Here is a 14387-nt window from a genome sequence, read left to right as displayed (position 1 = left end):
TTGTTAGAATTTAATATTGCCTGTTTTAAACATATTTAAAAATGAAAAAGTTTATAATTTATATAGGAATATTAGCTGTTGGTTTGTTACTTGGTTGGTTGTTTTTTGGTAATTCATCAAAAGAAGAAACTTCACATAATCACTCTGAAACCGAACAAAAGAATCAAAAGTGGACCTGTTCAATGCATCCTCAAATAATGCAACCCGAAGCTGGCGATTGTCCTATTTGTGGTATGGATTTAATTCCTGCAGAAACGAGTGCTGAAGGACTTAATGCCAATGAATTTAAGCTAACTAAAAATGCTATGGCACTAGCTAACATTCAAACGTCTGTTGTTGGTAATAGTTTAAACAAAGGAGCTACTATAAAATTATCAGGTAAGATTGCAGAAAATGAAGAAGCTAAAGTAGTGCAAGCAAGTTATTTTTCAGGAAGAATAGAACGTTTAAATATTGCTTCGGTAGGTGAAGAAGTGCGAAAAGGACAACTATTAGCAACTATATATTCGCCACAACTATTTTCTGCACAACAAGAATTAATTACAACGGCTTCATTAAAGGAATCACAACCTGCATTATATAATGCTGTTCGTAATAAATTGAAGTTATGGAAGATTTCAGATAATCAAATTGACCAAATTGAAGCATCAGGAAAAGTAAAACAGAACTTTCCTATCTATGCTAATGTTTCAGGTACGGTATCTGAAAAATTAGTAGATCAAGGCGATTACGTTAAACAAGGTCAGCCTTTATTAAAAATAACAAACTTAAATACTGTTTGGGCATTATTTGATGTGTATGAAAATCAAGTTGATTTATTCACAAAAGGCCAAAGCATAATGGTTACTACAAATGCATATCCAAATAAGACATTTAAAAAGACGGTAGATTTTATTGATCCAACATTTAATTCAGCAACGAGAACAGTTAAACTTCGAGTGGTATTAAACAATAGAAATCGTGAATTTAAAACAGGACTATTTGTTGAAGGTACTATTGAAAACAGAATGTCTAAAAAAGAAATACATTTAATGATTCCTGCATCAGCAGTATTGTGGACGGGAAAACGCTCAGTAGTTTATTTAAAAACAAATCCTAATGAACCTACTTTTGAAATGAAAGAAATCACAATAGGAAAGCAATTGGGAGAGCAATACGAAGTTGTTGATGGACTTACAAGAGGAAACGAAATTGTTACCAATGGTACGTTTACAGTTGATGCTTCTTCACAACTACAAGGTAAAAAGTCTATGATGAATACAAAAGGTGGTAAAACTATGACAGGACACGAAGGTCATATTGGAATAGAAATGCCAACGACAACAAAAACTTCACGCCTTAAAGTGTCTCTCAAATTTCAAGAACAATTAAAAATGGTTTTCGATAGCTACATTAGGTTAAAAGATGCTCTAGTTAATGATGACGAAAAGAATGTAAACAAAGAAGCTAAAAGCGCTCTAAATATTTTAACTAAGGTCGATATGAAGCTATTAAAAGATGAGAATACACATGTGAAATGGATGTCTTTAGAAAAGGAAATTAAATCTTCTGTTAGTTCAATTTCTGAAGTAACTGACATAAATGAGCAAAGAGGTCACTTTAAGCATTTGTCAAAATATTTAATAATTGCTATAGAGTCCTTTGGAATAAATGAAAAGGTGTACAGTCAATTTTGTCCTATGGCTAACAATGACAAAGGCGCATATTGGTTAAGTTCAGAAGAAAAAGTAATTAATCCATACTTTGGGAATGCTATGTTAAAATGTGGTAGTGTAAAACAGGTTATCGAATAAATGCTAATAATATAAAATATCGGTGTAAATAAATTAGAAATAAATCAATCAGAACTGTCAACGCTATTCTTCAACTAAAAAACAAAACCCTTGTTAATCCTGAGATTACAAGGGTTTTTGCGGAGAGTAAGGGATTCGAACCCCTGGAGGTATGACCCTCAATAGTTTTCAAGACTACCGCATTCGACCACTCTGCCAACTCTCCTTAAAAAGCAACGTTAGACTATTTGTCTGATTGCGGGTGCAAATATAGAATCCTTTTTAATTCTATTCAAATAAAAAATGAGATTTTTTTTTAAAATTATCCTAAAATGGGAATTGGTTTCATTTGTGCGTTGACTGCCACGAACTTAAAGTAGCCAGTTACCGATAATTCTCTATCGTAGTTTTGCATGTGCTCCATATAGATATCTACTTTTACGGTACAACTTGTATTTCCAACTTTGTGAACTCTAGCAACAAGCTCTATAATTGTACCTTCTGGAATTGGTTTTTCGAAATCAATTTTATCTGTTGAAATCGTTACAACTTTTTTTCTGCTAAATCTAGTTGCGCAAATAAATGATGCTTCATCCATCATATGTAAAGCGGTTCCTCCAAATAGCGTGTTATAATGATTTGTTGTGTTTGGGAATATGGCTTTAAATATTCTTGTTTCTGAGGCGTTAATTAATTCTTCGGTTGATTTCATATCTATAGTGATATCATTTTAATTTATTAAACATTGTAGTATTTATAGCGAATGTAATTCTATTTTTGTAAAAAAAACCACAGAATTCTATGAACATAATTGATTCATTAAAATGGCGTTACGCTACTAAAAATTTCGATAAAGATAGAATAGTTTCTCATGAGAAATTGAATATTCTTTTTGAAGCATTTAATTTAACTGCAACTTCCTATGGTTTACAGCCTATAAAACTATTAGTTATTCAGGATAAAAATTTACAACAAAATTTAGTTGCTTGTTCTATGAATCAGAAGCAAGTAGCCGAAGCTTCTCATGTTTTAGTTTTTTGTCTGGAAAGCGTAATTGACAAAGTATATATAGAAAATTATTTTAAGTTAGTTAAATCTATTCGAAATACACCTAATGAAATATTAGATCCGTTTAAGAATTTTTTAGTTTCTGATTTTGAAAATAAATCTCAAAATAAAATTAAAGAATGGTCAACAAAGCAGGCCTACATAGCTTTAGGTAATTTAATGACTGTTTGTGCTTTGGAAGGTATTGATGCTTGCCCAATGGAAGGCTTCGAACCTGAAAAATATGATGAGATTTTAAATTTAAAATCTAAAGGGTTAGAATCTGTTTTAGTTTTGCCAATTGGATATAGGGATGAAAATGATTATATGGCTGAACAAAATAAAGTTCGTAAGAAATTAGAAGACAGTGTTGTGATGATGTAATCCAAGTTTATTGGTATATTATTATTATTATTATTATTATGTCTATTTAATTATTAGTAATCTATAAGTTTTATTTGTGTTGATTAACTAAATACAAGGCTTTTAATAAGAAGAAAAGGCTTCAAGGTTTAATTCGTTTAAAGATTTTAATTAGCAAAAAAAATCATCGGCTTAATATAAAAAAAGCTATGCTAATTTATTTTATTGGTTTTAATTTATCGAGTTATATTTCTTTAAAGGAAAACGGGCGCACATTTTACTTTTATTGACTCATTTATAATAATATATTGGAGTTTTTAATTCTAAAAAACCTTTTAAACTTTGATTTAAGAGTCTTTTTTTATTAACGAAATTCAACTATTTTTGTGGAATTAAAAATAAGTTTATGCCAGGATTTGAACGCTTTGGAGATTTAGAAAGAAAAGAATTACAAGATGTCTTAGACAATGGCGTTTTAATGCGTTATGGTTTTGATGGCATGCGCAATGGTCATTGGAAAGCTAAAGCATTAGAGAGCGAGCTAAAAACCGCATTGCAATGTGACTACGTCCAATTGGTTTCTAATGGAACCTCTGCTGTATCTGTAGCATTGGCAAGTGCAGGTGTTGGAGCAGGAGATGAGGTTATTATGCCAACATTTACTTTTGTTGCTAGTTTTGAAGCCATATTACTTCTTGGAGCGATTCCTGTTTTAGTTGATATTGATGATACTTTAGGTTTAGATTCTAAAGCGGTTGAAGCTGCTATAACGTCAAAAACTAAGGCGGTTATGGTTGTGCAAATGTGCGGGAGTATGGCTAATATGAATGCCTTATCACAAGTTTGTGAAAAACACAATTTACTTTTGGTTGAAGATGCTTGTCAAGCAATTGGTGGACGTTATAACGATAAACCATTAGGGAGTATTGGTGATTTAGGTTGCTTTTCTTTCGATTTTGTAAAAACTGTTACCTGTGGAGAAGGAGGTGCTGTAATAACTAATAATGAAGAGTATTACACAAACGCAGACCATTTTAGCGATCATGGTCATGATCATGTTGGAAATGACAGAGGAGCAGAAACGCATCCTTTTTTAGGTTATAATTTTAGGATTTCAGAATTACACGCGGCTGTTGGTTTAGCTCAAATAAGACGATTATCAGAATTTTTAGAAGTTCAGAAAATAAACTATACAATATTACGAGATGCTTTATCTCAAATTCCTGAAGTTACTTTTAGAACTGTTCCTGATGGAGGACAAGAGAGTTACTCTTTTTTAAATTTCTTTTTACCAAATTTGGAAACTGCAAGAAAAACAATTGAAAGCTTTAAAGAAAGTGGAGTAGATGTTTGCTGGAATTATTACGATAATAATTGGCACTATGTTAGAAAGTGGAATCATTTAAAAGATGCTAAGTCTTTGTTTCCTTTATCTAAAGAAATAAAAGAGGCTTTAGGGATATTAAGTGAAAAAACGTTTACTCAAAGTGACCATTATATAGGGCGAAATATTTCTTGCCTCATAAAATTATCTTGGACAGAAGAAGAAGTTAAAGAAAGGGCGATAAAAATGGTGGAAGCGATTAGATCTTCTATATAATGCCATTTATGCTTGATAATTTTTGTTAAACTTACTAATGTTGTGCTTTTGTATAGGTCTAAAATATGAGATTATATTCTCCAATTCATAATTTTGAGAAAAAATATTGAATTTATGAAAACTCTATACACGCTTGCATTCCTGTTTTTCTTTATTATCCATTCTGGGTTTTCTCAAGAACTTCCTTTAGATTTTTCAGATTCTAATGATAGTTTTACAGCATTTGGAGGTAGTGGTTTTTCTTTTAACACAGATCCTGCAGATTCTAGTAATGATGTAGGACAGTTTTTTAATGATGGTTCAGATCCTTGGCAAGGTTTTTTACTAAATTTGATTAATCCAATTGATTTAGATTTTCAAGAAACAATTAGCTTATCTTTTTATGGGTTTGATCCTAACGTACATAATATTGTTTTAAAATTAGAAAATGGTACAAATGCTAATGTTGAGGTGACTCAAAATGTGCCTTCAGGTGGTGGTTGGACAGATAATATTACCTTCGATTTTTCAAATGCAGTATTAAGTTCTGATGGTACAACACCAATAGACGCTTCTGGAACATATGGTGCATTAGTTCTTTTTATTGATGGAGGCATTACAACTCCAGGAACGTATTTAATTGATGCTATTGATGACGGAACAGTTGCTACAGATCCAAATGCGTTAGATGTCATTTACTCAGATTTGGTGTGGGAAGATAGTTTTAATGCTAATGGCCCAATAAACTCAAATAATTGGTTTCATCAAACGCAATTGCCTGCAGGTGGAAGTTGGTTTAATGGAGAACAACAACATTACACAAATCGTATTGAGAATTCGTTTGTAGATAATGGTTTTTTAAATATTGTTGCTATCGGTGAGACTTTCAACGATCAAGGACAAACAAAACAATATACATCAGCACGTTTAAATTCTAAATTCGCGTTTACCTATGGTAGAGTAGATGTGAGAGCTAAACTACCTTTTGGAGACGGTACTTGGCCAGCAATTTGGACACTTGGTAAAAACACGAATGAGGATGGTGGTTATTGGGATAGTCAATTTGGTACTGTAAATTGGCCTGCTAGTGGAGAAATTGATATTATGGAGCATGGTTTAGGTGCCCTAAACCATACTTCGAGTGCTTTGCATACGCCTTCAAGTTTTGGAAATACTGTTAATGTCGCTTCACAACAAATAAGCGATGTGGCTAATGATTTCCATATATATTCTGTTAATTGGTCTCCAAATCAAATTACTTTTTTAGTAGATGGTGTCGGGTTTTATACTTATAATCCAGCAGTTAAAAATGATGCGACTTGGCCTTTTTATGAAGATCAATACCTTCTGCTTAATATTGCTATGGGTGGCATTGCCGGAACTATTGATCCAAATTTTTCTCAAAGTAGTATGACTATTGATTATGTAAAAGTATATCAAAATACACTAAGTGTAGAACCGTATTCTGCTAATGCATTCAGGGTGTCTCCTAATCCGGCATCAGATTACATAAATATTACTTCGGAAGAAAATATTGACTTTATTGCATTATATGATGTTTTAGGAAATAAAGTGCTTAGTAAAACTAAAAGCAATAAACAAATTGATGTTACAGCCTTAGAATCTGGAATGTATTTCCTTAAAATATACTCTGAAAAGCGAATTGCGACAAAGAAAATAATTATTAATTAGTACCCAACATATTCTACAATCTCTAATCCGTAACCAATAATTCCAACGCGCTTAGTGTGTTGCGAATTCGAAATTAGTTTTAGTTTATGTATATTTAAGTCATGTAGAATTTGTGCGCCAATTCCAAAATCTTTGCTATCCATAGCAATTGCAGGAGCTTTTTCTATGGCGCCTTCAGTTTGGTTTTCTTTTAGAATGTTTAGACGTTTTAATAAGTTTAGCGATTGTGCTTGCTGGTTAATAAATAGAATAGCACCTTTACCTTCTTCATTTATTACACGAAACATATCGTCTAATTTTTTATCAGCATTATTGGTAAGCGTTCCTAAAATATCGTTGTTTACTAAAGTAGAATTCACCCTAGTTAATACAGGTTCGTTAGTTGCCCAATCTCCTTTTGAGAGCGCAATATGTACTTGGTTGTTAGTTGTTTGTTGGTAAGCTCTTAATCTAAAACTGCCAAAACGTGTTTCTATATTAAAATCTTCTTTCTTTTCTATTAAAGAATCGTGATCCATTCTATAAGCCACTAAATCTTCAATAGAAACTAATTTTAAATCGAATTTTTTAGCCACTTCAATAAGCTGTGGTAATCGTGCCATTGTTCCATCATCATTCATGATTTCTACAATAACACCAGCAGGTTGTAAACCAGCTAAACGAGCAAAATCTATTGCTGCTTCTGTATGTCCTGTTCTACGCAAAACGCCACCTTCTTTTGCTACTAAAGGAAATATATGACCCGGTCTGGCTAAGTCGAAAGGTTTTGTGTCTTTCTTTACTAAAGATTTAATAGTTAAAGCACGATCACTTGCCGAAATTCCCGTAGTTACGCCTTGACCTTTTAAATCTACAGAAACCGTAAAAGCAGTTTCCATAGGATCTGTATTGTTGGTTACCATCATGTGTAAACCTAAATCTTTACAGCGGTCTTCGGATAATGGAGCGCAAATTAAACCGCGACCATGAGTCGCCATAAAGTTTATCATTTCCGGAGTTACTAACTCTGCAGCAGCTAAAAAATCACCTTCATTTTCTCTGTCTTCATCATCGACAACGATTATAATTTTTCCAGATTTAATATCGCTAATTGCTTCTTGAATTGTGTTTAATTTAAACGCCACTTTTGGTTCGGTTTTAGTAATCATTGAAATACATTAAGTTACAAATATATCGCTTATTTACGGTTTTTTATTTTGAAAAGAGATTTGATTTTTCTATTTCTGAATAGATGGAGTAAAGCTTGATTATAGTTTACTTCATCTTACTCTTTATAAAATAAAAAATGCTTACTATAAGTGAAATAACACTTAGTTGTATTGAAGCCGAAGCATATTGAGGTAACATATTATTTGCTAACACAAAATGAAGCACAACCAATAACAGTGCTAATATTAAAGTTACAATTGAAGCTTTAATAAAACTCTTATTTGTTGATTCAATAATTACTTTAGAATGACTCTTATTCTTAAATTGAATAGCATTTATATCTTTTTTTATTTGTTTATTCTTTATAAAGTAGAATATACTTACTATAAATGAAATAACACTTAATTGTACTGAAGCCGAAGCATATTGAGGTAATCTGTTATTATTAAATACAAAATAAAGAACACTTAGAAGCACTGCTAATATTAAAGTTACAATTGATGCTTTAATAAGAAATCGAGTCTCTTTATTTATTGGTGCAAGACTTGCTTTTTCTACAGTTTCAGACATAGTTTCCAAATTACTTTTTTTTCTAAATTCAATAGCGTTTAAATCTTTTGTTATTTGTTTTTTCTGAATAAAATAGAAAACAATGTAAAAAGGGAAACCTAATAAAGAAAAAAGAATACCATTAATACTATTGTTTTTACCTAAATGCTTATAAAGGTCTGTGTGTTTAGAAAATGATTTTACTAGAGCAAATATGAAAATTAAAAAGATGATGATTCCTACAAAAAACAATACGTTTCCTGAACCGGATAGTTCGTTATTAATTAATATTCTTCCTACAAGAATAAATACTAATCCAATACTATAAAGAATAAATGCTAGCTTAGAATCTTCAACAAAATCGTTTCTTAAAGTTTTTGCTTCTTCGAGAAAATCATTATTTAAATGTCCAGCCATTTTAAGTTCTTGCCTTGTAATTCCTCTTGAGGTTAAAATAGAAATAGCCGTGTTTTTATGCTCTACAGTGTAATCAAAATTTCTATAGTTTTTAACGATTGCAATTAGCTTATTATCGCCTAGGTTCTCTAGAACATGATAATCATCAGAATTAACATCAAATACTTTTGTGCTAAACTCAGTTTTTTTAGTTTTAATTTTGAAGAATTTTTTAAGTGGTTCTAACAATCCATCAGTTTCAAATAGGCCTCTATCTTTTGTCGCCCTAGTAGTTAAATAAATACTTAAGGGCAGCATAATAAGTGTAGAAAACCAAGTCGCTAATGCTGGGTTAAACGAGCCATCTCTAGCACTGTTTTTAGCGAAAATTCCAATAAAATGATAACTTAAAAATATAACAATTGCTATAACCATTGGTAAACCTAAACCACCTTTTCTAATTAGAGCACCTAATGGAGCACCAACAAAAAACAAAATAATACATGCAATTGCTAAAGCAAATTTTTCATGAAGTGCTATAATGTGTCTGTTTAGCCAAATGGTCTTACCTTTTATGTTAGATTCTTTTGCGGCAACAATTTGCTTTGTACTTGACACGGCATTTATAGCATAATCTAGTAATTGTACTTTTTGTTTGGTGTTAAAAAGAGCGATTATACTTTCGGAATATATCGTGTCTTTTTTTGTATCGATAGATAGGTTTAATGTCGCAATATTAGTTCTGTTGTAGAGTGTTGTTCCAAATTTTTCGAATTCCTTTTTACGCTCTATAATTAGTGAATCTGTAGTGTAGTTTAGGTCACCAATAGCAAGCATGGTGTATTTGTTGTCGGTGTTTTTTTCGTTTAAATCTACAGCATTAAGTTGCGATAAATCTATATTCATCGTGTATTTTACAAACTCACTTTTAGTAAAAGGTTTCTTTCGTTTCTCCTTATTTTTATTTGGAGGTGTGTCATCATAATAATAACCATCAAAAAGAATTAATTTTAAAATATCAGAATCTTCAGCGCTTACAAGCTCTCCCGTTTCTGCAATAATAGTGACGTGATTGCCTGGTTTCCTAACTTGTCCTTTATGGATTACTACATTTTCTAAAAACTGTCCACGATCACCAGTTTTTTTAGCAACCTTAATATTAAAATTATCACCAATTTGGTTAAATTGCCCTTCAGCAATGGCCATAGCGGGTTTTATTTTCGCTATGTTTTTTCTTAGATTATAGCTTTCATATTGCGCTCTCGGAATGATATTATTACTAAAAAAGAAGGTAAGAATACTTAAAAACACAATAAAGACGCTTAAACTAGCCATAGCACGTTGCAATGAAATACCTGTAGATTTCATTGCGGCAAACTCATAGTTTTCGGCAAAATTACCAAAAACCATAATGGAAGAGAGTAGGATTGTAAGCGGTAAAATTAATGGAATTAGAGTAGGCGTGATATAGAAAAGGAATTTTAAAACCGTTAAAACATCTAAATCTTTACCTGCTAATTCTTTTATATATAACCAAATAGCCTGTAATACAAAAATCAGCATGAGTATTACAAACACGCTGATAAAAGTTTTTAGATAAGAAGTTAATATGTATCTATCTAATATTTTCACTAATAGCCTTAATCTAGTTTGTTGATGAAGTAATCTTTATACTTACTGTTGTCAAATGTAAACAAGGTTTTCGAGATAGGCTCGTTTGTTTTAAAAGAATTAACAGTAAGTGTTGTTTTAGTTCCGTTTTTTCCAATTTCTATAAGATTATAGATGTGTTTTGTTTGCGCATCTATTCCTAATAGAATGTATTTTATAGTGGCATTAGAATCCATTGGAGATAATTTTATATACTGAATTCTTCTGCCTTTTAGTTTTTGAATGATATTCATTTCATAAGTAAAACCTTCTTCGTAAAACGATAACATTTCACTAGGTGTAACCGTACCTTCTTCGTTTCCAGTTTCTGAAGAAATAGTTACTTCTTCATCTTCTGGACTAATAGTGTGTAATTTATTACCATCAAAAATTCTGGTAATACCAAGAATATTTAATTTGTATTTATCACCTTGCATAGTGACGTCTCCACGTGTTTCTTGTTTTATGTTTTCAGAAGTGTTTTCTAAAACATATTTAAAGTCTATTGCTATAGTGTTGTAGCCTTTTACTTTTGCAGATACTTCGTTTAAAAGTGTTTTTGCTTTCGCATCATTTTGACCAAATGTTACACTTGAAATAATTAAAGCTAATACTAGTAATACTTTCTTCATTTTAAAAATTTTAATTTTAAGTTTCGGTGCCACCGGAAACTTATTTTTATTCTCCTTCGTTTGCTAATAATTGATCGAGAGCAACTAAATCTGTAATTAATACTTGTCTAGCTTTACTGCCTTCAAAACCACCAACAATGCCAGCAGCTTCTAATTGATCGATAATACGTCCTGCACGATTATAACCTAATTTTAACTTACGTTGTAATAAGGAAGCAGAACCTTGTTGTGCTGTTACAATAATTTCGGCAGCTTGTTTAAACAGTTTATCTCTATCGTCAATATCTACATCAAGACTCGTGCCACCTTCTTCCCCAACATATTCTGGAAGTAAGTAAGCATCTGGGTATGCTTTTTGAGCGCCAATAAAATCGACTATTCTTTCTACTTCTGGTGTATCTACAAAAGCACATTGTACTCTAATCATGTCGTTTCCCTGCGTATAAAGCATGTCTCCACGACCAATAAGTTGGTCTGCTCCACCAGCATCCAAAATGGTACGAGAATCTATTTTACTCGATACCCTAAAGGCTATACGCGCTGGAAAATTGGCTTTAATAATACCTGTGATAACATTTACACTAGGACGTTGTGTTGCGATAATTAAGTGAATACCTATGGCACGTGCTAATTGCGCTAAACGTGCAACGGGAGTTTCTACTTCTTTACCAGCAGTCATTATTAAATCGGCAAACTCATCGACTACCAATACAATGTATGGCAAGTAAGCATGTCCATCATTAGGATTTAGTTTACGGTCTTTAAACTTTTTATTATACTCTACTATGTTACGACACAATGCGTTTTTAAGCATTTCGTAACGGTTATCCATTTCAATGCATAATGAATTTAACGTATGTATTACTTTAGTATTGTCCGTAATAATTGCTTCAGCTTCGTCTGGAAGTTTGGCTAGGTAATGTCTTTCAATTTTATTGAATAAATTTAATTCTACTTTTTTAGGATCTACTAAAACAAACTTAACTTCTGCAGGATGTTTTTTGTAGAGTAGTGAAGTTAAAACAGCATTTAATCCAACAGATTTTCCTTGTCCTGTTGCACCAGCCATTAAAAGGTGAGGCATTTTTGCTAAGTCAATAACCAGAGTCTCATTACTAATCGTTTTACCAATAGCAATAGGTAAATGCATTTTTGAATTCTGAAATTTTTGAGATGCAATAACCGAACGCATAGAAACAATAGTTGCATTGGTATTAGGTACTTCTATACCAATGGTTCCTTTTCCGGGAATTGGAGCAATTATTCTAATACCTAAAGCTGCTAATGATAATGCAATATCATCTTCTAAATTTTTAATCTTAGAAATACGAATACCAGCTTCTGGAACAATCTCGTACAATGTAACTGTTGGACCAATAGTCGCTTTAATACTTGCTATACCAATTTTATAATTGTTTAAGGTTTCAACAATTTTGTTTTTGTTAGCTTCTAGTTCTTCTTGATTTATGGTAACACCTTCGTTATCGTATTTTTTTAATAAATCTAAAGGCGGAAACTGATAGTTACTTAATTCTAAGGTAGGATCGAATTGCCCAAAATCTGCTACTAATTTATCTGAAAGATTATCGGTTTCAGATTTTTCTTCAATAACTTTTTTTACTTCAATTTCAACTTCAGGTTCGTCTTCTGGAATTTCAATTTCCATTGTAGACGTTTTGATACTTGGTTTTTCAACCTTTGGTGTTTCTACTTTTAATTCTGGAGTTAATACATCTAGTGTTGTTTCTATTTTAGAATGATTAGAAATAGTAGGTTCTACAGTTTTAGCGTTTATTTCGAAAGCCGATTTTATGGCTTCAGCTTCTTCACTTAGCGCATTATCAACAGGAATACTAATATCGTTTGAAGCCTCTTTAAATTCAGATTTAATATCTTTTTTAGCACTTCTAAATAGCGCACCAATACGTTCTGGAGTAAACTTAAATCTAATGGCTAAATACGTAATTAAACCGAAAATGAGTAATAGTACAACTCCAGCTTTGCCAATATAACTTTGTAGAAAAATGTTCAGCTCAAAACCTATAACACCACTTAGTAGTCCAATTTTCGGAATCGCAAAACCTAACAAAATTGAAGTCCAAATAATAATAAGTGTTCCCCAAAACCAATGTTTAAAAAGCTTAGCTTTCTTTAAATCTAAAAGAATGTAAATTCCTGAAATAAAAACCAATCCAGAAAAAATAAAGGAGGCTATACCAAACCCACTTTGAATAAATAAATGACTTATCCAAGCACCACTTTGGCTCGCCCAATTTTGTGTTTCGGTAGTTCTAGAAGGTAATTCGCTAAGCACGCTTTGGTCTACTTTTCCAGTAAATAAGAAAGACAAAAAAGCAATAAAAATTAAGATACCTAAAAGCGCTAATAGACTTCCGAAAATTAGCTTTTGCTGACTTGTAAGTTTAATACTAGGTCTTTTAAAACTTCGCTTTTTCTTGGTAGTTTTAGGTTTTGCTTTTGCTTTCGCCATTTTAGGTTTTTATATTGCGTAAAAATAAACAAATTCAATCGATTATTTTGATGTTTCTTTTGTTTGTTAACGGTATTAATAGAAAGCAATTGTGTTTTTAAATTTTCAGAAAATTTTCGGAATATAAATAATGGAACCAATAACAATTGCGGCAATAGCCACAATAAATACAGCGCCAGCAGCCAAGTCTTTAATCAACCCAATTTTTGGATGGTGTTCTGGATGAATAAAATCTGCAATTTCTTCAATAGCAGTGTTTACACCTTCAATAGCCATTATCATTGCAATAACTAAAATTTGAATACACCATTCTGTAGCCGAAAGACCAACATAAAACCCCAAAACGGTTATTAGTATTCCTATAGTAAATTGTACTTTTAAACTCGCTTCTGTAGTCATTAAAAGGTAGGCGCCTTTAAAAGCAAAACCTACACTTTTAATTCTATTAACTATAAAAGAGTCCTTTTTTTTATTCATCTAAAAGCGCATGCAATGATGCTTTGTAATTTGGCTCGTCTGCAACTTCTTGCACTTGTTCGGTATATTTTACAATACCATTTTCATCCAATACGATAACTGCACGAGAATGTAATCCTTCAAAAGGACCAGTAGTAAATTCTAATCCGTAATCTTTTCCAAACTGTCCATTTTTAAAATCGGATAACATCATTACATTATCAATACCTTCAGCACCACAAAAACGCGCTTGAGCAAAAGGTAAATCTCTAGAAATACATAATACTCGCGTGTTTTTCATTTCTGCAGCTTCTTTATTAAAGGCGCGTACAGACGTAGCACATGTTCCTGTGTCAACACTTGGGAATATGTTTAATACTAACTTTTCACCTTCAAAATCTGAAAGTTTTTGAGTTGATAAATCACTTACTACTAATGTGAAATCTGGAGCTTTTTCTCCTATTTTTGGTAAGTTTCCATTTGTTTCTACAGGAGTTCCTCCTAAAGTTATTTTAGCCATTATTTGTTTTTTTTGTTTTGTGAATGCTAAAAATAATCATTCTACAGAAAACTTAGACTTAAGAAACTAATATTTTTTTTTAAAATGAATA

Annotated in this window: 11 protein-coding genes and 1 tRNA gene; 4 read left to right on the top strand and 8 right to left on the bottom strand. The window is 31.7% G+C overall.

What is annotated here, in order from left to right; genetic code table 11:
- Positions 1 to 41: 41 nt before the first annotated feature.
- Complete coding sequence (locus tag RH82_RS06675) at positions 42 to 1793, top strand: efflux RND transporter periplasmic adaptor subunit (protein WP_034059194.1); 1752 nt, start codon at positions 42 to 44, stop codon at positions 1791 to 1793.
- A 120-nt stretch (positions 1794 to 1913) separates the two neighbouring features.
- On the opposite strand, the gene RH82_RS06670 is transcribed toward RH82_RS06675, so the two are convergent.
- Both RH82_RS06670 and RH82_RS06665 read right to left on the bottom strand, forming a co-directional pair.
- Positions 1914 to 1998 (bottom strand) — tRNA-Ser (locus tag RH82_RS06670).
- Between the two features lie 96 nt (positions 1999 to 2094).
- Positions 2095 to 2484 carry an acyl-CoA thioesterase gene (locus RH82_RS06665; RefSeq protein WP_034059193.1) on the bottom strand — a complete coding sequence of 130 codons (390 nt, stop codon included), beginning with the start codon at positions 2482 to 2484 and terminating at the stop codon, positions 2095 to 2097.
- 89 nt (positions 2485 to 2573) lie between these two features.
- On the opposite strand from RH82_RS06665, the gene RH82_RS06660 reads away from it, so the two are divergent.
- The 3 genes from RH82_RS06660 to RH82_RS06650 all read left to right on the top strand — a co-directional run bounded on the left by RH82_RS06660 (position 2574) and on the right by RH82_RS06650 (position 6453).
- Positions 2574 to 3203, top strand: a complete 630-nt coding sequence (locus RH82_RS06660) for an NAD(P)H-dependent oxidoreductase (RefSeq protein WP_034059192.1) — start codon at positions 2574 to 2576, stop codon at positions 3201 to 3203.
- A gap of 385 nt (positions 3204 to 3588) precedes the next feature.
- Positions 3589 to 4782, top strand: coding sequence for a DegT/DnrJ/EryC1/StrS family aminotransferase (locus RH82_RS06655; protein ID WP_034059191.1), 1194 nt, complete (start codon positions 3589 to 3591; stop codon positions 4780 to 4782).
- 114 nt (positions 4783 to 4896) lie between these two features.
- Positions 4897 to 6453: a family 16 glycosylhydrolase gene (locus RH82_RS06650; RefSeq protein ID WP_034059190.1), complete on the top strand. Its 1557-nt coding sequence runs from the start codon at positions 4897 to 4899 to the stop codon at positions 6451 to 6453.
- On the opposite strand, the gene ribB is transcribed toward RH82_RS06650, so the two are convergent.
- The 6 genes from ribB to tpx form a co-directional block, all read right to left on the bottom strand.
- Complete coding sequence (gene ribB / locus RH82_RS06645) at positions 6450 to 7601, bottom strand: 3,4-dihydroxy-2-butanone-4-phosphate synthase (RefSeq protein ID WP_034059189.1); 1152 nt, start codon at positions 7599 to 7601, stop codon at positions 6450 to 6452. The genes RH82_RS06650 and ribB overlap by 4 nt on opposite strands.
- 106 nt (positions 7602 to 7707) lie before the next feature.
- The gene (locus tag RH82_RS18785; protein WP_241148016.1) at positions 7708 to 10125 is read right to left on the bottom strand and encodes an LptF/LptG family permease; all 2418 of its coding nucleotides are present in this window, start codon (positions 10123 to 10125) and stop codon (positions 7708 to 7710) included.
- Between the two features lie 62 nt (positions 10126 to 10187).
- Complete coding sequence (locus RH82_RS06635; protein WP_034059188.1) at positions 10188 to 10829, bottom strand: LolA family protein; 642 nt, start codon at positions 10827 to 10829, stop codon at positions 10188 to 10190.
- 46 nt (positions 10830 to 10875) lie between these two features.
- Positions 10876 to 13320 carry an FtsK/SpoIIIE family DNA translocase gene (locus tag RH82_RS06630; RefSeq protein WP_034059186.1) on the bottom strand — a complete coding sequence of 815 codons (2445 nt, stop codon included), beginning with the start codon at positions 13318 to 13320 and terminating at the stop codon, positions 10876 to 10878.
- A 105-nt stretch (positions 13321 to 13425) separates the two neighbouring features.
- Positions 13426 to 13797, bottom strand: coding sequence for a diacylglycerol kinase (locus RH82_RS06625; RefSeq protein WP_034059185.1), 372 nt, complete (start codon positions 13795 to 13797; stop codon positions 13426 to 13428).
- Positions 13790 to 14296 (bottom strand): thiol peroxidase, encoded by a 507-nt coding sequence (gene tpx, locus RH82_RS06620; RefSeq protein WP_034059183.1) that lies wholly within the window; start codon positions 14294 to 14296, stop codon positions 13790 to 13792. Before tpx ends, RH82_RS06625 begins: the two co-directional genes overlap by 8 nt.
- Between the last annotated feature and the right edge of the window lie 91 nt (positions 14297 to 14387).

Origin of the sequence: Lacinutrix jangbogonensis, assembly GCF_000797445.1 — a bacterium.
Classification (GTDB): Bacteria; Bacteroidota; Bacteroidia; order Flavobacteriales; family Flavobacteriaceae; genus Lacinutrix; species Lacinutrix jangbogonensis.
The sequence above is the reverse complement of the archived record's forward strand: the minus strand, read 5'-3'. Positions and strand labels throughout refer to the sequence as shown.